The following is a 26,920-nucleotide window of genomic DNA, read 5'->3' as shown; positions in this document are numbered from 1 at the left end:
CAATACTAAGATACAAGAATTAATCGATCTTGTCAATCAGGACCGTTAATTTCGTACGGTGTAAATCATTCATAATCTCTGTTTATCATACCACACCTACTTCCTGTAACTTCGCGCGCAACCACTCTTTTCGTTCGGACGCCACGTCGCGCACCGGCGGCAGCATCGGACCGGCTTTCAGTCCGATCGCTTCGTACCACACCTTGAGCATCGCCAGCGCCGACGCATAGGTGGACGTCCTGGCGATTTCCCAGATGAAGACGTCGTCATAGAGGTCCCGCACCGCTTCAAGCTCGGCCCATTTCCGGTAGGCCTCGTCCCACTTTCCGGCCCGGGCAAGCTCCATGTATTCTTTCATGAGCGGCCGCTTTTGGCCGTAGATGATGTAAGACAGTTCCCCCCAAATCACCTGTCCGCCGTAGCGCAGGTCGTCCAAGAAAAATCGCTCCCACGGCTCGGCCACGATAAAATCATCGCGGAGCTCGCGCCGAAGTTTTAAGGTTTCGGCGTGATTCAGGGAACCTTGCTTGACGCCGACGATCGTCTCCAGCTCCGCCAGGCGCTTCAAAAGCTCCAGGCTCAGCACTTTTCCGGAGACGGGCGTCCGATACAGGACGATCGCCAGATTGGAATGATCGGTCAGGTACTTGAAATAGTCGTAAATTTCATCGTCTGTCCGAAGCTGCACCACCGGATTGATCACTTCGGCGCCGCTGAAGCCCAGTTTTTCGACGAAAGCCATTTTTTCCAAAGCCTGGTGAACGCTAGGGTCAAGGATGATGGTCCACAAATCCATGCGCCCTTTGTTTGCGTCGGCGATGATTTCATGATAACGATACCAGTCCGCCAGCTTCATGTTCCAACCTTCCGAAATAAAGCCGCCTACCACCAGACCGTTGATGCCCATCTCCACGTACGCCTCGATGTTTTCTCGAAGGCCTGTTTCGTCAAGCGTCAGATCCGCCGTCATGGGCGTAAGCGGGCACATGTAAAAATCGCGCAGATGCGCCTGGCTCCAGGCTTTGGCTTCACTCCGCGTAAATTCCATCCTCATCGGCCTCCGTTTCCGCTCTTGTCATTCCCTCTACATGGTAGGGTCATTCCTCATCGATTTCGGGATGAGCGGCTCAGACGTCCACATGAACAACGACCAGTTTGAGTTCCGTGAGCTCCTCGATGGCGTACTTCACCCCCTCCCGGCCGTAGCCGCTCTCCTTCACCCCGCCGTAGGGCATGTGGTCGACGCGAAACGTCGGGATGTCATTGATCATCACGCCGCCGGCCTCAAGGCGCCGCGCCGTCCGGAACGCCTTGGCGATGTCCCGGGTAAAGAGGCCGACGTTGAGCCCGTACCGCGAATCGTTCACCAGCGCGATCGCCTCTTCCAGATCTCGATACCGGACGAGCGTCGCCACCGGCCCGAACACCTCCTCTCGCACGACCCGCATCTCAGGCGTCACGCCGGTGAGGAGCGTCGGAGAAAGATAGGGCCCCTCCTTCACCCCGCCGATCTCGATGCGCGCCCCGCCGGCGACCGCCTCCTCGATCCACGCCGCCACCCGTGCTGCTTCCCCTTCGTGGATGAGCGGCCCGACGTCGGTCGCTTCGTCCAGCGGATCGCCGACCTTGAGCGCCTTGACCTTCTCCAAAAGGGCCGCGTGAAAGCGGTCGTAGATCGCTTCGTGGACGTAGATGCGCTGGACGGAGATGCAGATCTGCCCGGCGTACTGAAAGGCCCCCTCCGCCGTCCGGGAGACGGCCATTTCGAACGGTGCGTCCGGCTCGACGATGACCGCCGAATTGGACCCGAGCTCGAGGAGCGTGCGCTTCAGACCGCTTTTTTCCCGGATCCGCTTTCCCACCGCCGCGCTGCCGGTAAAGGTGACGGCTTTGACCCGCGGATGTTCCACCAGGGCGTCGCCGATCTCGCCGCCGGGGCCGCTTAGGACGTTGAGCGCCCCGGGGGGAAGGCCCGCCTCGTGAAAAAGCTCGGCGACGAAGAAGGCGGAAAGGGGCGTCGCCCCGGCGGGTTTGAGGACGACGGTGTTGCCGGCGGCCAGGGCCGGACCGAGCTTGTGGGCGACGAGGTTCAGCGGGAAGTTGAAGGGCGTGATCGCCGCCACGACGCCGAGGGGCTCCCGCCAGGTGAACCCGAGGCGTCCTTCCCCGCCGACCGCCGCGTCCATGGGGATCGTCTCCCCGCCGATGCGCTTCGCTTCTTCGGCGGCGAAGCGATACGTCTGAACGGCGCGCCGAACCTCGAGGCGGGCCGTTTTCAGCGGCTTTCCGGCCTCTTCGGCGATGAGGCGGGCCGCCGCTTCGCTTCGCTCTTCCAGCATCTGGGCGACGCGGTAGAGGATGGCCGACCGGGCATGCGCCGGATAGGTGCGGTAGGCGGCATACGCCCGGACCGCCGCCTCAACCGCCCGGTGCACATCTTCCCGCGTTCCCCGGCCGACTTCCGCGAGCAGCCGGCCGTCGGATTTGGAAAGGACCGGTGACCAGTCTTTCGTCTCTTCGTAACGGCCGTCGATCCACAGGCCTTTTCGCTGACCGTTTCTCACCGCCTACACCCCCATCAACGCTCATCAGATCTGAATCCCCTCGAAACCTTAACGGATCAGCGCATCCCCTTTTTTGCGGATCGTCTTTTTGATCGCCTCGCCCACTTCGGTGGTCGAACTGGTGCCTCCCAGGTCGGAGGTGCGGTATCGTCCTTCGGCGAGGACATCCTCGACGGCCTTCATCACCAGCCGCGCCGCCGCCGTCTCTCCCAAGTGCTCGAGCATCATGCTCCCGGCCCAGATCGCGGCGATCGGATTCGCCCGATTCTGACCCTTGTATCTGGGCGCCGAGCCGTGAATCGGCTCAAACATCGAAGGATAGGTTCGTTCGGGGTTGATGTTGCCGCCGGCGGCGATGCCCATCCCCCCTTGGATGGCGGCGGCGAGATCCGTCAGGATATCGCCGAAGAGGTTCGAGGACACAATGACGTCGTAATACGCCGGTCGGCGCACCAGCCACATGGCCAGGGCATCCACCAGGGCCTGATCCCGGTGAACGTCCGGATATTCGGCCGCCACCGCCGCATACACTTCATCCCAGAAGACCATGGAATAATTCAGGGCATTGGATTTGGTACAGTTCGTCACCATCGGTCGCGGTCCTCCGGCCGTCCCGCCGCCTTCCTTGACCTCAACCCCCTCCCGGGCACGTTCTTCCGCACGGCGCCGCGCCAGATCAAACGCGTAGCGCATGACGCGTTCTGTACCCTTACGGGTAAAGATCGACGTTTGTACGGCGACTTCGTCCGCCGTGCCCACCTTAAACCGTCCTCCCAGGCGGCTGTATTCCCCTTCCGTATTTTCTCGAACGACCACAAAATCCACCGTCTCGCCCGGCTTCAACCGGACGGGAGATTCCACGCCCGGAAGCAGTTTCACCGGGCGCAGATTGACGTACTGATCGAATCCTTTCCGAAGGTCGAGGAGCATCTCGAGGCTGAGGTGATCCGGCACCCGCGGATCGCCGATGGCTCCCAAATAGATGGCGTCATACGCTTTTAAGATCTCTAAGGCGTTCTCCGGCATCATCCGCCCATGCTGCAGATAATACTCCGAACCCCAAGGGAAGAGGTCAAACTGCAGCCGGCCCGCGCTCAACGTGTTCACGGCGGCGGTCAGGACTTCCATCCCGATCTCCAGAACTTCCGGGCCGATGCCGTCCCCAGGAATCGCCGCGATCCGGTAGGTCTTGGACATGAACGATGCTCCCTTTGCCGATCAGGTCGATGATTTGCCCCTGGACGAGATGACCTGACGATCGATGATGAAGATAGATTACGAAAGGTAAGCCGCCCAAACGCGCGCCGTTCGGTAGATCGAGCGCAAGACCGGCACCTCCAGCCCCAACCGATCGGCTTCCCGCACAAAAGGCGCGAAAATAGCGTCGACCTCCGGACGTCTGCCGCGAAGGATATCTTCGTGCATGGACGTTCGCCCCACCGAGCCGCGTTCCCGAAGCCGTTCCCCGACGCTTCTGGCGAACTCCACCGCTTCGTCAAACGGAAACTCCTCCAGCTCCCGGAGGTGCGACAGCGGCGCAAAGTAATTCTGGGGGGCATAGCCAAGCGCCCGGTAGACCTGCATGATCTCCTTGGCCAGTGCCACGTAGTGTTCCGCCCCTTCTCGAACCACCAAACCATCGGCGAACCCGAGGTGCGGAACGGCCGCCAGACAGCTGACGGAGTAGCCGGACGCCAGGCAAATTTGCGCCAGCTTTTCCCACTCCACCTGGCGGATATTGGCGACTGCCTTCGCCCCAAGCCCCGCTTGATTGAACCATGCCACCAGGGCTTCGACTCGGGGCGTGATTTCACCGCCTAGTTCACCGGCATACGCCGTGGTCGGGACCGTCACATGGTTGCGGACGTGGCCGGGCTCAACCAGCGTCGCTCCCTCAATGGTGGCAAACCCGATCACCCGCCGGGGATCGCCGAACCACGCGATCAACTCGTCGTCTTTGGTGACGCTGTTTTGGACCGAAAACGCCGCCGCCACCCGCTCGCGCAGGCGTTCGGCGCCGGCAAGCGCTGAAGCCGTATCTTTCCCCTTGACGGCAAGGACGAGCCAGTCGAATTCTCCCTCCACTTCCTCCGGAGACGTCACCGCCCTCAGACGCTCGCCGACCGTCACCTCTCCCCGAACGCCGCTGATCTTAAGCCCGCGTTCCCGAATCGCCTGCATGTGGGCCGGGCGGCCGATCAGCGTCACCTCCGCCCCGGCGCGCGCGAGATATCCGCCGATGAGCGAGCCGAGCGCACCGGCGCCAAGAACGACCATCCGCAACTTATCCCCGCCACCTTTCCCGAAGGAGATGCGCCACCCGCATGACGTGCGCCTCCATCGCTTTTCGCGCTTCGTCGGCCTCGCGGTTTTTCATGTGCGTTAAAATCCGGAGATGGTCTTCAGACGAGCGGCGCATGTTTTCAGGTTGAAAGACGAAATCGATGACGGCGGTATAGTCCACCAGGTTCCACTGGTGCTCCACCAACAGGCGGACGTAATGAAGCCCGGAAGCGACGTGAATCACGTTATGAAACTCGCGGTTCACAAGAGAATACGCTTCGGCGGTCAACTGACCGGCGTTCATCAGCTCTGCCAGTTCCTCCAGCAACCGGAGTTCCTCATCTCCGATGCGCGGAGTGGCCCATTTGGTCAAAAGGCCCTCCAGCACCGCCCGGCTGATGAGCTTTTCAAACAGCTCTTCCGACGTCGGCGTCCGCACGAAGATGCCGACCTGAGGAATGATTTCGATAAAACCCTCCTGTTCCAGGCGCGTGAGCGCCTCTTGAATGGGTGTGCGGCTGACATCGAGCGTATCGGCGATCTCCTGCGGATCGATCATCGCACCGGGTCGGAACTCCCGCGTTAAGATTTTATTCCGGACGTAAAGGTAGACGCGGTCGCGCTTTCGGCCGTAGATCTTCCGTGGCGCCTCCTCCGCTTCGGCCGGAAGCTTTTTCAAGACCGCGGACTTCTGCAGAACGGATCTCACCCGATGATCCAGCTCGTTTTGCGCCGGCGTTCCGCTTTGAAACGTCCCGTCCGGGCGCGATCGTGGTGAATGCATCCTCGTCCATTTCGACCCTTCTGTGTAGATTTTCATTTCGATTAAATTCTAGAATCAAGAGCGGAGGCTGTCAATCCCCTGCCCTTGATTGCATCCTGTCACGGTCCATTTTCTCTACGCTTGGGGTTCGATAAACCGTAGTTCCCCATAATGTCGGACACGACTCACTCCATTTTGATGGCGCATTCAAACGATCGTGATGCCTCCATCGATGACGATCACCGCTCCTGTGATGTACGAAGACTCATCCGAGGACAGAAAGAGGGCGACGTTCGCAACTTCTTCAGGATCCGCTCCCCGTCCAAGCGGCGTGGCTTCGGAGGCCACTCGGTCAAGGTCAGGGAACAATTCCTCCATTGCCTTGGTCATTGCCGTTTTAATGTACCCCGGCGCCAGCGCGTTGGCGCGAATCCCTTTTCTCGCGTAGGTAGCGGCAACATGGCGCGTGAACGAGATGATCGCTCCTTTTGAGGCGGCATAAGAAGGGCCCCCAGGGGTGTTGACCAGGGCAGCGGTTGAAGCCGTGGTCACGATCGTTCCACCGCCATTTTTAATTAATTCCGGAATCCCATATTTGGTAACGAGAAACGTCCCGCGAACATTCACACTTTGAATTTTTTCCCATTCCTCGAGGCTGAGCTCTTCGACCGTGATCATAAAGTTTTTGTGTATAATACCTGCGTTGCTATAAATCGTCGTCAACTTTCCAAACGTCTTAACCGTTTCAGCTACTGCGTTTTTCACATCTTCTTCCTGCGAAACATCACAGCGAATTGCAATCGCCTCTCCGCCGACCGCTTTAACCTTTTGTATGGTCTCTTCCAATCCTTCTATGTTGATGTCGACCGCGGCCACCTTAGCTCCCTCTCGGGCGAACACCACCGCCGCCGCCTGACCTTGACCGCTAGCCGCACCCGTAATAAGAGCGACCTTTCCTTCCAGTCTACGAGCCATCAAACGTCTCTCCTTTCACTCGATAAAATTTTAAGTGTTTCCGGTATCTCCAGCTTTGGAGAGTGGTCCGTTATAAGAGAAGCAAAGTCTGCGACTAATCTACGACAGGAAAAACCACCGGATGTCCCGACGCATCGTTTCCCAGCGTTCGATCTGCGCCCAGTGGCCACAGCGATCGTAGACGATCAGCTCCGCATTTGGGAGATGCCTTAAAAAATATAAACTTCCTTCCAGCGGAACGACCCGATCTTGCCTGCCGTGAATCAAAAGAATTTCGTGCCGAATCATCGACAATGCAGAAGGAGACAGAGGCGGAAGCGGCGGATTGAACATGGCTTCGTAGCTCCGCTTGAGCTCCTCCCGCATCGCCGCCTGGTAGCGCTGCTGAACCATCGCGTCGAAGTCCGCGAACGCTTTCGTGTTCATGGGATCGCAGAGAAAGCTGCGCATAATTTCCCGATACCGATCGACCCGCGGATCTTGATAGAAGCTCAGCATTCGAGCGATTTCGGGCGGCGGGGAAAATTGCCCGCCGGCGGAGCCCATCAGAATCGCTTTATTAAATCGACCCGGGACATCCAGCAAAAGATGCAATGCCAGCGCGCCGCCCATCGAATTGCCGATCAGAAAGGCCCGGGGAACCCGAAGCGCATCCATCAGAGCCAGCACTTGCTCCACCCGGTGTCCGATCCATGCCAGTCCCCCTCTCGGCAACGGATCGGGCATGGTCGTCTCGCCAAATCCCAAAAGATCCGGCGCGATCACATAAAACGCGTCTTGGAGATCTTCAACGGCATTCCGCCAGTTCGCTTCGGCATTGGCTCCCGGGCCTCCGCCGTGCAGCAAGATGACGGCCGGGGAGGCGGGATCTCCGGCGACCAGCGTTTTACTCGTCCACTGCCCGGTCTGAATGTATTTGACGTCGTACATCGATCAGGCCTCCGTCGTGGTGTTCATCACATGGTCTTCGGACAAAGGGTTGAACTGCTCGCCCCACCAGATCAACCCGTCTCCAGGATCTTCGTCGGACCCCTCGATCGGCTTGTTTATTTTCAGGTTTAATTATAGAATGAATCATGAGGGTTGTCAACCTGTAGAAAGTTCATGGAAATGATGGCCTTCACCGAATCAGTAAAAACTCAAAAAGCCGCTCGAGATTGTCGAGCGGCTGGAAGAGTCCCTATTCATTTTACCTCTCGAATTGTAGCTCCAGCGTCTCCCATCCGTCGAAAGCGACGGTGAACCGGTCGCCCGGGGCGGCGTCCACCGCCGCCGAGAGCGCCCCCGACAGGACGATCTCCCCGGCTTCCAGGGCGATGTCGAAGCGGCCGAGAAAGTTCGCCAGCCACGCCACGCTATACAGCGGATGCCCCAGGGCCGCGGCGCCGACGCCGGTGTTGACGAGCGCCCCGTTTTTGTAAAGCGCCATGCCCACCGCCGCCAGATCGACGTCTTCCACCCGCCGGGCCGCCCGCCCGAGCAGAAAGAGCCCCGACGAGGCGTTGTCGGCGATCGTGTCTTGGAGCTTGATCTTCCAGTCCCGGATGCGGCTGTCGACGATCTCGATCGCCGGGACGGCCGCCTCGACGGCATCGAGAACGTCCAGATACGTCACGCCCGGACCCTTCAGCGTCCGTTTCATGATGAAGGCAATCTCGCCTTCGACCTTCGGTTGAAAAAGCGGCGCCCACGGCACCGGCGATCCGGCGGCCACCTGCATCGTGTCGAGGAGGTGGCCGTAGTCCGGTTCGTCCACGCCCAGGAGGTTCTGCATCGCTTTGGAGGTGAGCCCGATCTTCTTCCCGACGACGCGGGCGCCGAAGGCCGTTTTGCGTTCGATGTTGAGGAGCTGGATGCGGTAGGCGTCGTCGGGCGTAAGCTCGGGGTGGTCGGCCGTAAGCGGCGGGATCGCCGTCTTCGTCCGTTCGGCCTCCCACAGGCGATCGGCGAGGGCTTGAAGGTCGGTCATCGGTTCCCCTCCATCGGCCGCGGGAACTCGTCCGCCGCCCTCAACGGGCGGCGGCGGCTTCTTTTTGTTTTTTGAGCGCCAGGGCGACGTCGAGGATCATGTCTTCCTGGCCGCCGACGACTTTTTTCTTGCCGAGTTCGACGAGGATGTCCCGGGCGTCGACGCCGAACTGTTCCGCCGCCCGGTAGGCGTGCAGGAGGAAGCTGGAGTAGACGCCGGCATAGCCTAAGGTGAGGCTCGCCCGGTCGATCTCGACGAGCCGGGGCACCCGGGGCCGGAGGACGTCTTCGGCGGCGTCCATCGCTTTGTAGAGGTCGAGCCCCGTCTCAAGGCCCCGCTTCGCCGCCGCGGCGGCAAACACTTCGAGGGGGGTGTTCCCGGCGCCGGCGCCGAGGCCCTTTAAGCTCGCATCGATCCGGGTCGCGCCGGCGTCGACGGCGGCAAAGGAGTTGGCGATGGACAGGCCGAGGTTGTGGTGGGCGTGAAAGCCGACTTCGACGGTGTCCGGAAGCGCCGCCCGCAGGGCCTTGACGCGGGCGTAGGCGTCTTCGGGCAGCATCGCGCCGGCGGAGTCGACGACGTAGACGACGTCGGCGCCGTAGCCCGCCATGAGCCGCGCCTGGTGGGCGAGGTCTTCCGGCGCGAGCATGTGGGCCATCATGAGGAAGCCGACGACTTCCAGGCCGAGCTTTTTCGCTTCCCGCATGTGCTGCTCGGAGATGTCCGCCTCGGTGCAGTGGGTGGCGATGCGGATGGTCTCGACGCCGAGTTTCTGCACCCGCTTCATGTCTTCGATGATGCCGATGCCGGGAAGCAGGAGCGCGGTCAGGCGGGCGCGCCGGACGACCTCCCGGGCGGCCCGGATGAGGTCGTCTTCGTTTTCTTTGGCAAAGCCGTACTGGATCGTCGAGCCGCCGAGACCGTCGCCGTGGGAGACTTCGATGTGGCTTACGCCGACGTCGTCGAGGGCCGCGGCGATGGCCCGGACGTCGTCGACGCTGAACTGATGCCGGATGGCGTGCATGCCGTCCCGAAGCGTGACGTCGGTGACGGCGATGCGCGGCGCCTTTGGCATGAGCTTCCCCGCCTTTCTGGAAGGTTTGGTTCGCCGGCCCCTGGGCAAGCGGCGGGCCGGAAGGCGTCCGCCGCTTGGCGCCGGCTTTTTGTCGGTTGGGGCCGGTTCGACCGGCGCGTTCCGCCCGATTCGCCGAAGCGCCCGGCGCACAAGCCGCCCGCGCCGGCGCTTACGCTTTCTCCTCGACGAGGGCCAGGCGGTGCTTGGCGATCTCTTCGCCGACCTTGACGGCGGCGGTCGTCATGATGTCGAGGTTGCCGGCGTAGACGGGGAGAAAATCGCCGAGGCCCTCGACTTCGACGGAGACGCTCACGACGCCGTCGCGGTAGACGATGTCGCGGTTCAGGCGGTAGCCCGGCACGTACGTCTGGATGTAGGCGACCATGTCGTGGATCGATCGTTCGATTTTGTCCAGAGTCTCGCGGTCGACGTCGCCGACGAGGCTGTAGACGGTGTTCCGCATCATGATCGGCGGCTCCGCCGGGTTCAGGATGATGATCGCTTTGCCCTTCTTCGCCTTGCCGACGACCTCGAGCGCCTTGGCGGTGGTGACGGTGAATTCGTCGATGTTCTGCCGCGTCCCGGGACCGGCGCTCTTGGAGGCGATGGTGGCGACGATCTCGGCGTACTGCACGGGCACGACACGCCCGACGGCGTAGGTGATCGGCACGGTCGCCTGCCCGCCGCAGGTGATCATGTTGATGTTGGGAGTGTCGAGGTGCTCGCCGAGGTTCACCGCCGCGGAGACGTACGGACCGCGGGCCGCCGGGGTGAGGTCGATCACCTGAATGCCGTGTTCCTGGAGCAGTTTCCAGTTCCGAATGTGCGCCTTGGCGCTCGTGGCGTCAAAGGCGAGATCCGGCCGCACGCCGGCCTCAAGCGCCTGCTTGAGGCCGCCGTCGAACGTCTCAAGGCCGAGGGAGCGGGCCCGCTTCAGGCCCTCGGATTCCGGATCGATGCCGATCATCCACACCGGTTCGAGATACGGGCTGCGGAACATTTTGTACATGAGGTCGGTGCCGATGTTCCCCGACCCGATGATCGCCACGCGTAGTTTGCGCCGGCCGGCTTCGGACATCTTCCTCATCCTTCCCTTTGATGACGATATCCTTCCCGTTGATGACGGCAAGCCGAGATTTTCACAATCTTTTTCTACGATACTAAGATATCAGGGGAGCGGTCGAGTGTCAACCTTCAGCGTCGTATGCTCAAACTCTGTTTTACCATCTGGATAAACGTCTGAAAGTGTTCTTCCATCCGGAAGCGGGCCAAGTCGCGATCGCGGTGAGCGATGGCTTCAATGATCCGCTCGTGTTCACCGATCGTACGCTTAAAATCCTGTTCAAAGAAAGAGATGTTCGTCAAGAAAAAGTCATTCAAATTCCACTGGGCAGGCAAAAGAGACATCAGTTTTTTTGATTGAGCCATCCGCAAAATGACATAATGGAATCGACGATTGCAGGAAAAATATTCTTCCTTCTTAAAGGGACGGCTGACCACTTCCTCCAGCTCACGATTAGCGGCCTTCAGCGCGTCCAGCTGTTCAGGCTGCCCCCGTTCGGCCGCAAGACATGCCGCAAGCCCTTCCAGGGCCATGACCGCCGTAAAATGATCCAGTATTTCTTCCTCCGTGTATCGCTTTACAAAGACACCCGTTTGAGGAACGATCTCCACAAACTGCTCGACTTCCAGCCGCTTGAGGGCATCGATCACCGGGCGGCGCGAAAAGCCGAGCGTCTCGGCAATCTCCACCACTGTCAATAGCGGATTAAAACTCCCCAAAAAAATCGCGTTCGATTCCCCACAAACAGCGGATTCAGTTCCCCAAAATCATCGCGCATCATTCCCCAGACGTATGTTCGATCTACGCGGTCACCTCCTCCTTCAGCGCATGGGTCACCCCGGCGCGCAGCTTGTCCTTCATCCGGTAGCTGTTGCCGCGGATGTTGATGGTGGTGGCGTGGTGCAGGAGCCGGTCGAGCAAGGCAGAGGCCAGCACCTGGTCACCGAAGAGTGTCCCCCAGTTGGTGAAGCTGGTGTTGGACGTGATGATCAGGGAGCCATGCTCGTAGCGCTCCGACACGAGCCGGAAGAAGTTCGCGGCGTCCAAGGCGTCAAGCGGCAAGTAGCCGACTTCGTCGCAGATCAGCAGCTTCGGCTGGGTGTAGATGCGCAGGCGCTTGTCCAGCCGTCCCTCTTGGTACGCCCGTCGCAAGTCAGCGACCAGCTTCTGCATGGTCACGAAGTAGACGCTCATGCGCTGTCGAATCGCCTCCATCCCCAGGGCCACCGCAAGGTGGGTCTTGCCCACCCCCGGCGGTCCCAGGAAGATGACGTTGCTGCCCTCCCGGATGAACGTCAAGCCGGCCAGTTCGCGTATTTGTCGCTCATCGACGGACGGCTGGAACGAGAAATCGAAATCTGCAAGGGTCTTGTGATACGGGAAGTTGGCCATGCGGAGTCTGGCGTGCATGTAACGGCTGTATCGCTCCTCCTGCTCAGCATCCAGCAGTCTGTGCAGGAACTCCGCATAGGTCGCCTGGTGCCCCGCTGCCCACTCCACGCACGCCGGCAGCACCGCCGCGGCGCGCTTCAATCCCAGCTCCAGCAGCTGCTCCTCGGCCTTGGCCAAAACCAACGCCTCACTCATTGCCCCTGACCTCCCATCGCGATCTGCTCATAGACGGACAGCTCCCGCTGCTCCACGTCCGGCCCGATTTGCAACCCTGGCACCTTGCCTCGATCCGGATGAGGCGTCCCAGCCGGGATGCCCTTGAAGTGCTCAGGGTCGGTTGAGACCTGGTGCCTGCCTGTGAGCACGCGGTGTTCGGCAATGACCTGCCCGCCGTACTCGATCTGCAGGCGGCCTGACTCAAACTCCCGGACCAGCACGGTGTGCCCCACATACCGCCATGGAACGGTGTACATGTTCGTGTTCCAGGAGATGCGACAATCGCTCATGACCTTGCGCATATCGGCGTACGCCAGCGTGTACCGGCTCTTAGGCAGGGGCTTAAGCGTCTCGGCCTGAAACCGCACCACCGGCTGCTCCCGCGTCGTGCCGTGGATGCGCACATTAGCCACCGTATCCCGCCAGATGGCACCTTGCCGGTTCAGGTCGTCATGGTCCACGAACGAAACCGGCCAGAAGCTGGACCGGATATACCCGATGGGCCGTTCAATCTTCCCTTTGGTGCGACTTCGGTAGGGCTTACAGGCCTTGGGCACGAATCCGTAGTACTTGGCGAAGTCCATGTACGCCGGCTGCCAGTCGACGTGTCCATGACCGTCGTTGGCCACGACCAGCGGGGAGCAGTTGTCGCTGAGCATGACCTTTGGAACCCCGCCGAAGAACTCCAGCGCGTTCCGGAGCGCCTGGAGGATATGCCGTTGGTCCGCCGCTCTGATAAACTCCAGGTAGAGCATGCGGGAGTAGGCGAGGACCATGGCAAAGCACCATACCTTGCGCCGATGGCCCTGCGGATCCAGGTAGGGGAATGCGCCCAGGTCGATTTGCGCTTGTTCCCCCGGAGCCGTCTCAAACCGCACGGTTGCCTTGGCAGAGACAACCGGGCGGAGAGGGTGCATGAACTCGCGCAGTACGGTAATTCCGCCGGTATATCCCTGCTCCCGGATCTCGCGAAAGATTCGCTCCGCATTGAGGACGCCGATACGCATGCGCTGCTCCACATAGGCCTTGTACGGCTCCAGCTTGTGGCCTTTCACCCTACGGCTGCGCGACTTCACCCTCCCCTCCTCCTGCTGCCTCGGCTCACTCACAGCCTTGCGGATGGTTTTGCGGTCATGGCCGTATCTTCTGGCCAGTTCCGAGATGCTGACGCCCTCCTCATACAGCTTCCTGATCTCCATCTTCTCACTCTCCCTCATCACCGGCACCTCCCCAAAAGTGATGGCAGGTGCCATAGTTCGACACAGGGGTGGGGAATTCATCCCGATGATTTTGAGGAAATCATGCCGGTGATTTTGGGGAATCTTTATCCGCTGCTATTGGGGATTTTACATCCGATGTTGACACCACCGAAATCTCCTGCCCAAACGACCACCTCCCGGCGATCAGTTCTTGTTTGATGTATTCGTAAGCCTGATCGGTCTTCGACCGCCTGATCTCCGGCAGATCAAACACCCATAAAGCCTCCTCAATCGCGAATTTATCTGATCTATGATCCTTTAATTATACTAGAGTTTTAGAACGTTTCTCCGTTTAGTATACCTGACAACGGGGCATCCTGCAAGGCGGAGTTCCGAGTGACTTCTCCCTCTCCCTGAAGGGGAAGGGCTTCCTGGCGTCAGGCAGGCCTGCCGGATTGCACCGCACGCTTTTCGCCTGCGGAGGGGACCACCATCCAAGGAACCGCGCCCCTTGATTTAAACATTTTGTTCTTTCTTCCTATGTAATGCAGACCTAGCTTGTGCTCAGGGCTTCTTTGAGCGTTTCTTGGGACGTTTTGGGCCGCAGGCTTGAATGTGGCCGGCGCTCGTTATAGTCCCAGATCCGTTCGGTCAATAGCGCATTGAGGGCTTCGACACGTTTTGCTTCAAGAGAAGCGCTCGATGCTCCGCTTCGAAACGCGAGAAGTTTGAGGCGTGCGATTTCGCCTTCCTTTTTGCCGAGAAGCTCAACCCAATTGCGGATGCGCTTCGGGGATCCGCTTTTTGTTCGGGAAGGGGAGCGCTCAGCGCCTTTTTCCAGGAGGGGAAGCTTTCCCTTCAAGAAGGGATGGGGATGAACGCCGGATTCCCGGGAGCGTTCGACGAGCGTTTTTCGCCTTTGATCCGTTCCCAAGCCGCTTTGAATTGGAGGGAGCCAGGGATGGATTTTATTCGTTTCACGAGCCTTTCTCCTTTGACAGAAGGATACAACATCGTTTCAGCATTTGTCCGGTATGAGGGGCGCAGGACCCAGAGCGCGAATCTCGTCCAGCAGGACATTGCAGTTCAACATCCCTTCGGCGATGCAGGTCACCAGGGTTGGCTTGAAGGGGTCCAACTTGGACGGACGCGGCGACCGGGGCCTGTAACGAGGCCGTTCCTGTGAGTGAATGTACATGCGCACCGTCTTGCGGTCGTGACCGGTCCTCCGGGCGACCTCCCGGATGCTACGCAGTTCCGCGTACAACTCCTTCATGTAAAACATTTCCCCCACTCCTATCATGATGCAGACACCTCATCCTTGCCGGGGATTCGGTGTCTGTAATTCGATGGGGCGGGGGAATTTTCAACTGGCCCTCGTGGTGGATTTTACGACCGGCCGCTAAATTTGAACAAGAAAACGCGCTCATGACGCTCCGATGATCGTGCTCTCCCGGCGCTCGGGAGCCAAAGCGCCTGAGTAGCCGCTCCCTATCCTCGCAGCCTCCCGAGCGCCATTCCCAGCGGACGGCGCTGCATGGCCGTCTCCAAAAGCGGGATTTTGCCCCGGATGTACTCCCCGCTCGCTTCGACCGCTTTCTGAGCAATGCAGCGGATCCGCCCGGTGAAGGCCGTGACGGTTTCTCGGAGAGGGACGCGCTTTCCCTCCGTCAAAAAACGCCCGTCCTCAAGGACGGGCGGCCGTGCTCACAATCCGTGTTCCGGCTTCGATTCATCATTGGGTCGGCCCAGTAGCAGCGTTTTCCAGCGTGTCATGGGGGACCAGGACCGCACGACCCTCAATGCGACCGTGCGCCAAATCCTCGAACGCTTCATTGATCTCTTCAAACCGTACCCTCCGAATTCTCGGGCGAATGACCCCCCGCCGCGCCAGCTCAAGGACCTCGCTCAGCTCGACCTGACTGCCCCATACGCTCGTGGTCAGTTCGGCCTCGTTGAGCACTTTGGTGGTAAACTCCAGCTTCCCGCCTGCCAGGCCGACGATGACCACCTTCGCTTGCCGCCCGGCCATGTTCCAGGCCTGCGTCATCGTGGCACTGGAGCCGACGAAATCGACGACGCCCTGCGCTCCTTCGCCACCCGTTAAAGATTTGACTTTCGCGACCGGGTCCTCCTCCCGGCCGTGGATCACATGATCGGCTCCCAGTTCCCGGGCGATCTCGAGTTTTTTAGAATCGACGTCGATCGCGATGACCTGGCAACTGGGCGTCAGGACGCGCGCGAATTGAACGCCAAATTGACCGAGCCCGCCGACGCCGATGATCACCACCGTGCTTCCGGGATAAAGGGAAGGCAGAAGTTTTTTAACGGCCCGATAGGGCGTAAGCGCGGCATCGGTAAGCGGCGCCGCTTCAATCGGAGACAGATCGCCCAGCGGCAATAAATAACGGTAACTCGGAACGAGCAGATACTCGGCATATCCCCCGGGAAAACCGATGCCCACCCATTTGCGGATGTCGGTCAGCTGTTCCTGGCCCGCCCAGGCAAAGCGGTCGGGTTTCTCGCTCCAGCCGCCGTAGACCGCCACCGCGTCGCCTTTGCTGAAACCTTGGACGTTTTCACCCATTTCTTCCACCCAGCCGGCATTTTCATGCCCCAAGGTAAAAGGGAGGGAGGGCAAGAGCGGAATCTCCCCGTGCATCAGATGGAGATCAGAGTGGCATAGGCCGGCTCCTCCGATCCGGACTAAAACCTCCTCGCCGTGCGGTTCCGGAACGGGAACCTCCCGGATTTCCAGGGGTTTTCCGTACGCCACGACTTGTGCGGCGCGCATGGTTCGTGCCATGAACCGGACCTCCTCCAACATCGAATGGTCGCCTGTTGCTCCGGATGCTCGATCATGATTATATCATGCCCCCGTTTATGTCGATTGATTCCATGTGCAGCGCACCTGATGCGGTAAAGGGGGGCAACTTTCTCTATACAAAGATAAACAATCTCTAGCTTTTTGTACCCAGGTCCTCGCTGTACAGACAAAGGCCTTTAGCCTTTGCCGACGGCTACCTCCATCACCGTCTGGTCGGCCCGGCATCCCCTTCCGGTGAAGGCCCGCTCCTCCCGGTCTTGGGCCTCCGGTTGCCGAACCGCTTCCCGATGCCGAACCGCTCCCCGGCGTTTTTCCGTCCCTTAGACTCTTCGTCATCGGGCACATACCAGGAGGGGGAGTTACCCCGCCTGCCCGCCGTCCCTTTACCCCCACCGCACGGTGTTGCCGGAGCCCCGGTCGACCCTGGCAGGGAAAAACAGCGGGCTTAAGGGAAAAAAACGTTAACCCGCCCCGGCAAAGACGTGCTCCGGCCAGTCGGAAGGGATGAAAGCGCTGGTGTTGAAATAGCGAGAAATTTCCTTTCGCGTCGCCTTGAACATCCCGAAGCGCTTTCCCCAGAGCTTCCAATGCGTCCATCCTTCCCCGGGCGGACGCTCGAGAAGCTTCTGAATTAAAGCCTTCGGAACCTTTTCTTTGAACCCCAGCGCCCGGCGGGCTATAACGGATGTTTGCTTGCTTTGATTGAATGAATTCGATCCATGGGTCCGGTTTTCCTTCAAAATGAGGGAGTTTTTCACCGGCCTTCTTGCGGAAAACCCATAGCGCCGCTTCTATGAGGCCCTTGGAGGCCGCCTGTTGCAAAGCCGATTAATTACAATCGGCGGTAAGATACCGGAAGAGTGGGCACACGGATGGGACGAACTCCGGCACCTGGCTGGCCACACCGGCACACGCTTCTAAGTGAAGTTATCGATGAAGAAGGGCCGGCCGCGACAGCGTTGTTTGCCCTCATCTCGGCTCATTGTGGACGGAGCAGCATCCTTTCATGGCGTTTCTGCGCCACCGCGATGACCACCTCAAACGTCGCCCGAACGCCGCCCGGCACGGCAAACGTTTCGTTGTACCACGCCTCCATCCGCGCCAGCACGCGCCGCGGAAGCGGTCGGTCGCTTTTCGGCGCATGGCTGGCGCCCATCTTCTTGACCGTTTTCAAAAAATCTCGCACGCTCGGATAAACGCGGCGTACCCGGACGCGTTCCAGAACCTCGACCTTCAGGCCGCATGCGCGAATCGCCTCAGACCAGAAGCGCATCGGCGGAAACGTCGGACCGCGGCGTGGCGCCGGGTCCCCCGCCTGCCGAAAAGCGAAAAACAGCTCCCAGAACGTCCGCGGCCCAAAAGTCGCCACCGCCAACATCCCTCCGTCCGCCAGGCAGCCGGAAAGTTTTCGCACGACTTCGGACGGACGGCTCAACCATTGAAAGGCCGCATTCGAGGCGATGACCTCATACCGGCGCGGACACCTCCACGTCTCCACATCGGCCTGAACCCAGCGCACGCGGGCGGTGCCGAGCCGCTCGCGGGCCCGCCAGAGCATCGCTTCGGAGATGTCGAGCGCCGTGATCTCCGCCTCGGGATACCGCTCGAACAAAAAGCGCGTGAGCACCCCCGTCCCCGCGCCGACGTCGAGCACGGTCCGAACGGGCGGCCGATGCGGCCCCTCCACGTGGACCAAACGCGCCATCAGCCGCTCGGCCATCTCGCGCTGGACCTCCGCATGCGCGTCATATTCATGCGCGTGCAGGTCGAAATGGCGGGCGACGAGGCGCCGGTCGATCTCTTCCTTCATGGACGCGGCTCACCTCCATCCATGACTTCCCGCAGCGATGTCCCCAACCATGCGCAAAAATCCGCCGGGCGCTCAAGGTGCGGCGCATGTCCCGCCGTCTCCCAGACCGTAAGCGACCCCTGCGGCAAACGCTCCCTTAACGCAGAAGCCGCAGAAAGCGGGACGATGGCATCCTCCGCTCCATGCAAAATATACAGCGGAAGCCGAAGGTCCCCGAGCCCTTCTCGGGCGTCCAGCCGTTCGAGAAGCATGAGCCCGGCCATCGCCGATGCCTGGACCGACGGATCCGCGACCGGCAGGGCGATCCGCTCGATCGATTCTGGGGTTTCCCCGAAGACATCCCGGAGAAAACGCCCGAACGTCTCCATCGGACGGCGGACAAACCGCCGGCGAAACCGCTCGAGCGCCCGCGCGTCCCAGCCGTGCGGCCAGTCCGGGGCCCGGAGAAACCGCGGCGTTCCGCCGACGATCACCAGGGCGTCGATCCCGTTTAAAAGCGCCGGCCCCAGGCTCAGCACAGCCAGGGCCCCGAGCGACCACGCGACGACCGCCACACGCCCGCGCCGTTTGGGATCCGCCTTATCCCCCGCCTCTTGCCGCACCGCGACGAGCGCCGTCTTAAGCGCCCGGAGCAACGCTTCCGGCGTTCGGCCGGCCGTCCAATCGAAAAACCGATGGTCCACTCCCGCCGCCCGGCGCTCCCCGCGGACCCGCAGGCAGTCGGCGGCCGGACGGAAGCCCTCGGCCGAAAAACCCCAGCCCGAGACCCAAAGCATCCTCAGCCGCATCCCGAGGTCCCTCCACCGACGCCTCTGTCGGCCGCCGCCTCGAGCGCCCAGGCCGCCGCTTCCGCCGCGCGGGCGAGATCATCGGGCGAATGGGCCGCCGAGACCGAAAAGCGGAGGCGCGCCGTCCCGTCCGGCACCGTCGGCGGCCGGATGGCGACGGCGAGGATGCCCCGTGCCCGAAGCGCCGCGGAGACGCGGCACGCCCGGCCGGCCGAGCCGACGACGATCGGGACGATCGGCGTGACAAAGGGCGGCGCGCCGCTTTCGCCGAAGGGGGCGACGATGCGCAAAGCGCCCAGCGCTTCCAGCCGGCCTCGAAACCATGCCGCGTTCCCGAGCGCCCGCCGCCTCCGCCCCGGTTCTCCCTGCACGATCCGAAGCCCCTCCCGGGCGGCGGCCACCGCGGCCGGAGGAAGCGCCGTCGAATACATGAAAGAACGCGCTCGGTTCACAAGCCAGTCGATGAGCGGCCGGCTCCCGGCCACAAAGCCGCCGACCGCGCCCAGCGCTTTCGACAGCGTGCCGATGAACACCTCAATCGCCTCGAGGACGCCGAGCGCTTCGGCCACGCCGCCTCCGCGCGGGCCGAAAAGCCCCACGGCGTGGGCCTCGTCGACGACGAGATAGGCCCCGTAGCGTGTTTTCAGTTCGACGATCTCCCGAAGCGGCGCCACGTCCCCGTCCATGCTGAATACCGACTCCGTGACGATCCACACCCGCTTTTTTCCTTCGCGCTCCCGGACCTCCTTTAGGAGCGCCTCCAGGTGCGCAAGATCGTTGTGACGGTAGCGCCGGACGCGGGCCCGCGACAGACGGATGCCGTCGATGAGGCTGGCATGGTTCAGCCGGTCGCTCAAGACGACGTCGTCCCGTTCGATGAGGGCGCTCAAAGTCCCGACGCCTGCGGCATAGCCGCTGGAAAAAAGAAGCGCCGCATCTTTCTCCAGCCAGGCGGCGAGATCCGCTTCCAGCGCCGCCGTCCACGGCGCGTGGCCGGTGATGAGGCGCGACGCCCCGGCGCCGGCGCCGTAACGGGCGGCGGCCTCGCAAGCGGCGGCTTTGAGCGCCGGGTGGCCGGCGAGTCCGAGGTAGTCGTTGGACGAAAAGTTGAGGAGCCGGGTGCGGCTTCCGTCCTCCCCCACCTCTTCGATCTCCGGAACCCCTCCCGCGCGGACGGCGAGGCGGCGAAGAAGCGACGCCTCCTTCAGCCGGCGAAGCTTTTCCGTAAGCTCGGCCTCGAGCGTCATCGCCCCTCCCGCCCCTCGAGCGCCCGGACGATCGCCGAAAGATCGATCTCCGCCTCCAACATCGCGAGCGCCGCCTCATCAAACGCCGCCTCGGCCTCCCGGAGCGTCCTGTCCGCCTCCCCGAACGCTTCCTCCGACGCCCGATCCGGCGGCGCACCGGAGGGCATCCGAAGCGCATCGGGCTTCGGCCCCTCGGGGACGGTCCGAAGGCGCCCGAGCACGGGCACACCGCCCAGCCGTTCGATCAGGCGCGGATTGTCTTCGGCCGACGGGTCCGGTTCGCCGTGCGGGCCGTCGTTCAGCACGACGCCGACGACCGGGATGCCCCGTGCCCGAAGGAGATGGAGCGAAAGAAGCGTATGATTCACCGTTCCGAGCCCGGAGCGGGCGACGACCACCGCCGGAAGGCCGAGCCGCTCCATCAGATCGACGATCAGGATGTCTCCGGCGATGGGGACCATGAGCCCGCCGGCGCCTTCGACGACCACGTGGCGGTGACGCCGGTGAAGCGCCTGGTAGGCCGCGAGAATGCGCCCGAGCTCCACCCGCACCCCCGCTTTGTCCGCCGCCACGGCCGGCGCCAGCGGAGCCCGAAACGCGTAGGGCACCAGCGCTTCCTTCGGCACCGTCACGCCGGCCGCCCGGAGGAGGCGGGCCGCATCGCCGGCCGGATCTTCCGCCGCCGCCCCGCTTTGCACCGCCTTCATCGGCACGGCGTCGACGCCGCGCCGCCGAAGCCAGCGGACTAGGAGCGCGGTAAACACCGTCTTCCCGACGCCGGTGTCCGTCCCGGTGACAAAGAGGCCGCTCATCGCCCGGCCTCCTTTCCCGTCACTTCAGCGATGGCCCGGTAAAGAATGTCCATCATCGCCTCGAGCGCCGCCTCCGGCGTGGCCAGGGGCGGCATGAAGACGATGACGTCGCCGAGCGGGCGCGTCAGAAGCCCGAGCTCCCGCGCCCGAGCCACGATCTTCCGGCCGATCCGCACCTCCCGCGGAAAGGGCGCCTTCGTCGCCCGGTCCCGGACGATTTCGATGCCGATCATCAGCCCCGCCTGACGCACATCCCCGACGTAAGGAAGTTCGCGAAAGGCGGAAAGCCGCGCTTCGGCCCGGGCCGAAAGCCGCCTGACGTGTTCAAGAAGCTTTCTTTTTTCCATGAGCTCGAGATTGGCCAGAGCGACGGCACAGCCGAGCGGGTTTCCCGTATACGAATGACCGTGGTAAAACGTCTTCCCTTCGATCTCCTCGCCCCAAAACGCCTCATAAATCCGATCGGTGGTCAGCGTCGCCGCCACCGGCAGATACCCGCCGGTGAGCCCTTTTCCAAGGGTCAAAAAGTCCGGCACGACGCCGTCATGCTCGACGGCAAACATCGCTCCCGTGCGGCCCAATCCGGTCGCCACCTCATCGGCAATGAGCAGCACGTCGTACGCCCGGAGCCGATCGGCGAGGGCGGCCATGAAGCCGTCCGGCATGCGGATCATCCCCGCCGCCCCCTGCATCACCGGCTCGACGATCAGGGCGGCGATTTCGTCGGCCTGATCTCGGAGGATCGACTCGAGCGCCGCGAGGCTGTCCCGGGCCGCCGCCTCCGGATCGCCGCTCGGGTGGCGGTACGCGTGGGGATAAGGGATGCGGACCGTCGGAAAAAGAAGCGGCCCGAAGCGGGCATGAAACAGCTCGATCGCCCCGACGCTCACCGCGCCGATCGTATCGCCGTGATACGCGCCGGTCATCGTGATAAACCGCCGTTTTTCCGGGCGACCGATGTTTTGCCAGTACTGAAACGCCATTTTGACGGCGATTTCCACCGCTTCGGCGCCGGAGTCGGAAAAAAACACCTTTCGAAGCCCCGGCGGCGCCAGATCGGCCAGGCGCTTCGCGAGCAGAATCGCCGGAACGTTGGCGCTCCCGAGGAGCGTCGCGTGGGCGATCTTCCCCAGCTGTTCGGTGACGGCCGCGTTCAGCTCCGGCACGTTATGGCCGTGAACGTTCAGCCAGAGCGAACTGTACCCATCCCAGTACGCGCGGCCGTCGACGTCAAAGAGCTTGACCCCCTCGCCGCGTTCGATGATGACCGGATCTTCTTCCAGATAATTTTTCATCGGCGTAAACGGATTCCAGAGGTGATCCCGGTTCCAGGCGAGCAGGACATCCCGCGGCGGCACCCAGCGCGTCATCCCCCATCCTCCTTAACGGGCGCTCTTCTCCGATCGGCCGGACCGGCGTTCCAAAGACGCCGACGTCTCGAATCAAGGCGGCGCCCCGGCCGCGCGAAGCCGGGGATGGAGGCGTCACGGCTCCGGCGGGCGATCGAGCTCAAAGCCGAGATCTTCGATCATCGCCCGGTCCGCCTCCGGCTTTTGCCCCGGCGTCGTAAGGTAATCGCCGATGAAGATCGAATTGGCGGCAAAGAGGAGAAGCGGCTGGAGCGAACGGAACGTCTCTTCCCGTCCGCCGGCGACCCGGATCTCCTTCGTCGGATTGACGAAGCGAAAGAGGGCGACGACCTTGAGGGCAAACCGGGGCTCGACGAACGGCCGGTCGCCGAGCGGCGTCCCGGGGACGGGGTGGAGGAAATTGAGCGGGATCGAATCGACATCGAGCGCCCGGGCGGCAAAGGCCATGTCGACGATCTCCCGGATCGACTCCCCCATGCCGATGATGAAGCCGGAACACGGCGAAAGCCCGGCCGCCTTGACCCGCTCCACCGTCGCCACCCGGTCGGCATACGTGTGGGTCGTGGCGATCGTCGGGTAATGCCCCTCGGCCGTGTTCAGATTGTGGTTCACCCGATCGACGCCGGCCGCCTTGAGGAGCTTGGCCTTTTCATCGGTGAGAATCCCGAGCGACGTACAGACCGTAAGCCCCGTCCGCCGCTTGATCTCCCGGACGGCGTCCGCCAAGCGCGCCAGTTCCGCCGGCGTCGGCCCCCGGCCGCTCGCGACGATGCAGTACGTCCCGGCGCCGAGGGCTTTTGCCCGTTCGGCGCCGGCGATGAGCGTCTCGGCGTCGACGAGCGGGTACTTGGCGATCTTCGCCGTCGACACGGCGGACTGGGCGCAGTAGGCGCAATCCTCCGGGCAGAGGCCGCTTTTGGCGTTGATGATCATATTGAGCCGGACGCGCTTCCCGTAAAAATGCCTTCGCACCCGATACGCCGCGTCAAGAAGCGAAAGAAGCGCCTCATCCGGCGCCCGAAGCACCGCCTCCGCCTCTTCCGGCGTCGGCGGCTCGTCCCGAAGCGCCCGCTCCGCCAGCCGATCGAAAAACGCCGGGTCATCGAGCACCCCCGGCTGAGGGGCCGCGTCCGTTTTCCCCGCCTCGGTCGACGCTTTTCGCGTCGTCTCCATGGCCGTTTCCCTTCGCCTCTCCACGGCCGTTTTCCACTCCGATCCCACGGCCGTTCCCCGCGTCGTCGTCATCGCCGTTTCCCTCGCCCACTCCATGGGCCGCCCCCCTCTTCGGCGCGGCGTCGCGCCGGGATTTACCAGCCTCTCTTTGATCATACGGGGGCAGACCTTTTTTGTCAACAAAAAATTTATCATTGGTTAACTAAATGGCCGCAAAAAAAGGCGTCAGGCGTCGTTGCCTTCCGCCCTTTCCGCCGCTTCGGCACACGCGAGAAGCGCCGCCACGACGGCCTCCGTCGCCGCATCGAGCCGCCCGAGCGCCGCGACGATCTCCTCCGTCCATGCGCCGGCGAGAAGACCGGAGCGGGCCGGTTCCGGTTCCCGGACTGCCGCCGTCCCGTCCGCCCGGGGCCCGTCCGTTCCGGCAGCCCCTGCCGCTTTTGGAGCGCTGTGCCAAGCGGCATCCCCCCCGTCCGGGCGGCTTCCGTCCGCGGGGGCGACGGCCGCCGCCGCCGGGGCGCGCCCGCCGGCAAGACGGGCGGCGCCGCCGGCCGGACGCCCCGCCGCCCGGCCGGCGGCCCGAACGGCGAGCAGCAGTTCCCGCCCGGCGGCATGCATCCGCCGGTGGGTCTCGACGAGCTCCTGAAAACACGGAAGCGGCCCGAGCACCGCCCGATTCCGCTCGATCAGGCGGCCAAGGCGGCAGCGCGAGGCATCGCCGATGGCGTGCGGATCTTCCTCCCGAAGGCCGAGCGCCGCAAGATCGAGGCGCCAGCGAAAGAGCAGATGATCGACGACGGCAAAGCGGAGCGCGAGGCCGATCGGCACCGCCTCCCCGTCGATCTGCGCCCTGCGCACGCCGTCGATCGAAATGAGCGCTTCCGCCAGGTCGATGGCAAAACGGCCGAGCTCCCCCTCGACTTCCGCCAGATGGCCGGCGATCGCCTCGACCCGCTCGAGGGACGCCTGGATCGACGCCGTCTGCTCTTCCGCGGCGGCGGCGATCCCTTGAGCATCGTCCCGGTTGGCGGCGATCTCCGCGACGATCGCCCGGAGATGATCCATCGCCACCCGGGCGTCCGCCGCCCCTTCGGCCATCTTCTCCCGAAACGCCTCCGTCTTGAGCGCCGTCTTCTCCACCCGGCCGACAAACGAGCGCACCGTTTGATCGATCTGCCTGAGGGCCATGCGGGACGTCTCGGCGAGCTTTCGCACCTCGGCGGCGACGACGGCAAACCCCCGCCCTTCCTCACCGGCCCGCGCCGCCTCGATCGCCGCGTTGAGGGCGAGCAGTTCCGTCTGGGCGGCGATCTCTTCCATCCAGCGGACGAGTTTTCCGATTTCCTCCGTCCCGGCCACGACGCCGGCGACCTCATCCTGCACCGAAGAAAACGCCTCGGCCGCTTCCTGTAACCGTTGAAGCGCCCGTCCCACCGCCGCCTCGCTCGCCCCGGCCGCTTCCGCCATCCGTTCCGCCCGCTCGGCGATCCGGACGACATTTTCGGCGACGACATCCGCCGCCGCGCTCACGTCCCGGCTGGCCAGCGCATACTCATCGGCGTCGTCCTTAAGCCGCCGGAGCCGGCCGACCAGCCGGGTGAGCACGCCTTTGAGAGACAAAATCCGTTTCAGCCCCTCGCCAAGCCGCTCGGCCTGGCCGAGGCGCAGCCGGGCGCCGTGCGCCTCAAGCAGCAGGATCTCGTCCAGGCGGAGGCGCCGGTAGGCATCCAAAAGCCATCGACGATCCTCGTTCGGCACGGAGCGCTCGAGCGTCCCCCCGTCGACATCGGGCCGGAACAACGCGCCCCGCCCCCGAAGCCGCCGCAAAACTTCCCGAAGGCGCTCGGACACACGAGGCCCCGCCTTCGGCTCCGGTGTCCGCCCGGCGTCCCACAGCGCCACGGTGAGGGCCGTGTAAAAAAGTCCGTAAAACGAAAGCGGAAAGCCGAGCTCCGCCTGCCGGGCGCCCATCCGAGCCAGCCGCCCGCCGTGCCGGGCGATGTCCTCTTCGGCCCACAGATGCCGGAGGTACGCCCGCGTCGTCTCCCGAAGCTTCTCCGGCGTAAGCCCCTGCCGGAATGCCCGGTCGAAAAAATCGTCCGCCATCAGCCGCTCGAGGGCGGCGAGGGCCGCCGCTTCGGTCGCCGCCCGGACCGCATCCCCCCGGGTACGAAACCGCTTCAGCGCGGACTCATCCAGCGCAAGATGCCGCATGATCGCCCGGTTTTTCTCATCCATAGACTGTTCCGGGTCCGGCCCGTTCATCGTTCGGCCTCCTTTCCTTGCTTTGTTCCGTATTTGACGCTTTGTTCCGTATTTAACGTCGCTTTATTCACACGACTGATGTATCGGCCGACGGCGGCCGCCCTTTCACTTTACCGTCCGCCTTCCGCCCGCTCCGGCGGGTGCAGGATCGCCAGTGCGATGCCGACGAGGATGAGCGTCCCGCCCACCCACTGGCCGAGGTGAAGCGTCTCGCCGAAGACCCAGTACGCAAGGAGGGCCGACCCGACCGCTTCGCCGAGGATCGCCACCGACAGCGTCGACGCGGGGATCCAGCGGATGACCCAGTTGAAAAGGGAATGGCCGAGAAGCGTCGGGAACAGCGCCAGGGCGAGAAAATAGCCCCAGTCCTCCGGTCGGTGCGCCACCGGCCGCTCTCCTTTCAACACGGCCAGCCCAAAAAGCACGACCGTCGCGGCGCCGTAGACGAAAAACGTATACGCCGTCGCATCGAGCTTCGGCCGGACGCGCTGCCCGATCATCCAGTAGAGCGAGACGAAAAGCGCCGCGAGAAGCGCCAGCGCATCGCCGAAGAGCGCCTCCGACCCGACGGCAAAATCCCCCCATCCGATGAGCGCCGATCCGGCGATCGCCAAAAGCCCTCCGAGCCACATCCACACCCCGGGCCGCTCGCCGAAGGCGATCATCCCCCCGACGAACGTAAAAAGGGGCTGGAGCGTCACGAGAACGACGGAACTCGCCACCGACGTAAAATCGAGCGACCAGAACCAAAGATCGAAGTGCACCGCCAAGAGCGCCCCCGACGCAATCACAAGCCGCCGTTCGACGGCGCTGAGCGCGCGCCACTGCCCGAAGATCGACCGCCACCGGGGCCGGACGAACGGCGCCATGAGGAGCACCGTAAAAAGCAGCCGGTACGCCGCCGTCACCGCCGGCGGCGACGCCGAAAGCCGCACCCAGATCGCTGACGTCGAGATGAACACCACGCCGGCCAAAAGCGCCCCGTACGCGAGCGGCACCCTGCCTCTCCCTTTCTTTATCGCATTTTTATCTTATAGGCCTTACGGCTATCTTAACGCCGGCCGCCGTCGGCCGCCAGCGCCTTGGCGGGGGAGCGAACCCTGTGTTACAATAAAGTAACACCTAAACA

24 protein-coding genes are annotated in these 26,920 nt (G+C 62.8%); all 24 read right to left on the bottom strand.

Annotated elements, in window-relative coordinates; translation table 11 throughout:
- Window positions 1-85: 85 nt before the first annotated feature.
- The 24 genes from K2M58_RS04740 to K2M58_RS04625 all read right to left on the bottom strand — a co-directional run bounded on the left by K2M58_RS04740 (window position 86) and on the right by K2M58_RS04625 (window position 26,789).
- Complete coding sequence (locus tag K2M58_RS04740) at window positions 86-1,048, bottom strand: dihydrodipicolinate synthase family protein (RefSeq protein WP_220678493.1); 963 nt, start codon at window positions 1,046-1,048, stop codon at window positions 86-88.
- Between the two features lie 79 nt (window positions 1,049-1,127).
- A complete protein-coding gene (locus tag K2M58_RS04735) occupies window positions 1,128-2,564 on the bottom strand; it encodes an aldehyde dehydrogenase family protein (RefSeq protein WP_220678492.1) in 1,437 nt (478 codons plus the stop codon).
- 48 nt (window positions 2,565-2,612) lie between these two features.
- Window positions 2,613-3,761, bottom strand: coding sequence for a 3-isopropylmalate dehydrogenase (locus tag K2M58_RS04730; protein WP_066198367.1), 1,149 nt, complete (start codon window positions 3,759-3,761; stop codon window positions 2,613-2,615).
- 78 nt (window positions 3,762-3,839) lie between these two features.
- Window positions 3,840-4,841 (bottom strand): ketopantoate reductase family protein, encoded by a 1,002-nt coding sequence (locus tag K2M58_RS04725; protein WP_211258105.1) that lies wholly within the window; start codon window positions 4,839-4,841, stop codon window positions 3,840-3,842.
- A 7-nt stretch (window positions 4,842-4,848) separates the two neighbouring features.
- The gene (locus K2M58_RS04720; RefSeq protein ID WP_252393538.1) at window positions 4,849-5,526 is read right to left on the bottom strand and encodes a GntR family transcriptional regulator; all 678 of its coding nucleotides are present in this window, start codon (window positions 5,524-5,526) and stop codon (window positions 4,849-4,851) included.
- Between the two features lie 291 nt (window positions 5,527-5,817).
- On the bottom strand, window positions 5,818-6,585 hold the full coding sequence (locus K2M58_RS04715; protein ID WP_066198354.1) for an SDR family NAD(P)-dependent oxidoreductase: 768 nt from the start codon (window positions 6,583-6,585) through the stop codon (window positions 5,818-5,820).
- Between the two features lie 99 nt (window positions 6,586-6,684).
- Window positions 6,685-7,515 carry an alpha/beta fold hydrolase gene (locus K2M58_RS04710; protein ID WP_220678490.1) on the bottom strand — a complete coding sequence of 277 codons (831 nt, stop codon included), beginning with the start codon at window positions 7,513-7,515 and terminating at the stop codon, window positions 6,685-6,687.
- A 259-nt stretch (window positions 7,516-7,774) separates the two neighbouring features.
- Window positions 7,775-8,554 (bottom strand): 2-keto-4-pentenoate hydratase, encoded by a 780-nt coding sequence (locus K2M58_RS04705; RefSeq protein WP_220678489.1) that lies wholly within the window; start codon window positions 8,552-8,554, stop codon window positions 7,775-7,777.
- A 40-nt stretch (window positions 8,555-8,594) separates the two neighbouring features.
- Window positions 8,595-9,629, bottom strand: coding sequence for a 4-hydroxy-2-oxovalerate aldolase (dmpG, locus tag K2M58_RS04700; protein ID WP_220678488.1), 1,035 nt, complete (start codon window positions 9,627-9,629; stop codon window positions 8,595-8,597).
- A 169-nt stretch (window positions 9,630-9,798) separates the two neighbouring features.
- The gene (locus K2M58_RS04695) at window positions 9,799-10,707 is read right to left on the bottom strand and encodes an acetaldehyde dehydrogenase (acetylating) (protein WP_220678487.1); all 909 of its coding nucleotides are present in this window, start codon (window positions 10,705-10,707) and stop codon (window positions 9,799-9,801) included.
- Between the two features lie 116 nt (window positions 10,708-10,823).
- A complete protein-coding gene (locus K2M58_RS04690) occupies window positions 10,824-11,384 on the bottom strand; it encodes a GntR family transcriptional regulator (RefSeq protein ID WP_252393594.1) in 561 nt (186 codons plus the stop codon).
- A gap of 109 nt (window positions 11,385-11,493) precedes the next feature.
- Window positions 11,494-12,279: an IS21-like element helper ATPase IstB gene (gene istB / locus K2M58_RS04685; protein WP_220676869.1), complete on the bottom strand. Its 786-nt coding sequence runs from the start codon at window positions 12,277-12,279 to the stop codon at window positions 11,494-11,496.
- Window positions 12,276-13,553 (bottom strand): IS21 family transposase, encoded by a 1,278-nt coding sequence (istA, locus tag K2M58_RS04680; RefSeq protein WP_252393391.1) that lies wholly within the window; start codon window positions 13,551-13,553, stop codon window positions 12,276-12,278. The genes istB and istA overlap by 4 nt, the downstream gene beginning before the upstream one ends.
- Window positions 13,554-13,599: 46 nt before the next feature.
- Window positions 13,600-13,773: a hypothetical protein gene (locus K2M58_RS04675; protein ID WP_220678485.1), complete on the bottom strand. Its 174-nt coding sequence runs from the start codon at window positions 13,771-13,773 to the stop codon at window positions 13,600-13,602.
- Window positions 13,774-15,234: 1,461 nt separating this feature from the next.
- Window positions 15,235-16,305: an NAD(P)-dependent alcohol dehydrogenase gene (locus K2M58_RS04670; protein WP_211264219.1), complete on the bottom strand. Its 1,071-nt coding sequence runs from the start codon at window positions 16,303-16,305 to the stop codon at window positions 15,235-15,237.
- A gap of 482 nt (window positions 16,306-16,787) precedes the next feature.
- Window positions 16,788-17,084, bottom strand: a complete 297-nt coding sequence (locus tag K2M58_RS04665; RefSeq protein WP_220678484.1) for a hypothetical protein — start codon at window positions 17,082-17,084, stop codon at window positions 16,788-16,790.
- A 221-nt stretch (window positions 17,085-17,305) separates the two neighbouring features.
- Window positions 17,306-18,136: a methyltransferase domain-containing protein gene (locus tag K2M58_RS04660; RefSeq protein ID WP_220678483.1), complete on the bottom strand. Its 831-nt coding sequence runs from the start codon at window positions 18,134-18,136 to the stop codon at window positions 17,306-17,308.
- A complete protein-coding gene (locus K2M58_RS04655) occupies window positions 18,133-18,924 on the bottom strand; it encodes an alpha/beta fold hydrolase (RefSeq protein WP_066202574.1) in 792 nt (263 codons plus the stop codon). The genes K2M58_RS04660 and K2M58_RS04655 overlap by 4 nt, the downstream gene beginning before the upstream one ends.
- Complete coding sequence (gene bioF, locus K2M58_RS04650; RefSeq protein ID WP_220678482.1) at window positions 18,915-20,171, bottom strand: 8-amino-7-oxononanoate synthase; 1,257 nt, start codon at window positions 20,169-20,171, stop codon at window positions 18,915-18,917. The genes K2M58_RS04655 and bioF overlap by 10 nt, the downstream gene beginning before the upstream one ends.
- Window positions 20,168-20,983: a dethiobiotin synthase gene (bioD, locus tag K2M58_RS04645; RefSeq protein ID WP_220678481.1), complete on the bottom strand. Its 816-nt coding sequence runs from the start codon at window positions 20,981-20,983 to the stop codon at window positions 20,168-20,170. The genes bioF and bioD overlap by 4 nt, the downstream gene beginning before the upstream one ends.
- Entirely contained in the window at window positions 20,980-22,353 is a 1,374-nt protein-coding gene (gene bioA / locus K2M58_RS04640; protein WP_220678480.1) for an adenosylmethionine--8-amino-7-oxononanoate transaminase, read from the bottom strand. Before bioA ends, bioD begins: the two co-directional genes overlap by 4 nt.
- Window positions 22,354-22,467: 114 nt before the next feature.
- A complete protein-coding gene (gene bioB / locus K2M58_RS04635) occupies window positions 22,468-23,526 on the bottom strand; it encodes a biotin synthase BioB (protein ID WP_220678479.1) in 1,059 nt (352 codons plus the stop codon).
- Window positions 23,527-23,751: 225 nt separating this feature from the next.
- Complete coding sequence (locus K2M58_RS04630; RefSeq protein ID WP_220678478.1) at window positions 23,752-25,791, bottom strand: methyl-accepting chemotaxis protein; 2,040 nt, start codon at window positions 25,789-25,791, stop codon at window positions 23,752-23,754.
- A 110-nt stretch (window positions 25,792-25,901) separates the two neighbouring features.
- On the bottom strand, window positions 25,902-26,789 hold the full coding sequence (locus K2M58_RS04625; protein ID WP_220678477.1) for a DMT family transporter: 888 nt from the start codon (window positions 26,787-26,789) through the stop codon (window positions 25,902-25,904).
- Window positions 26,790-26,920: the final 131 nt, after the last annotated feature.

It is taken from the genome of Hydrogenibacillus sp. N12 (assembly GCF_019645935.1).
GTDB classification, from domain to species: Bacteria; Bacillota; Bacilli; order Thermicanales; family DSM-22653; genus Hydrogenibacillus; species Hydrogenibacillus schlegelii.
Note: the sequence above shows the minus strand (reverse complement) of the source record. Positions and strands in the feature narration are given on the sequence as shown.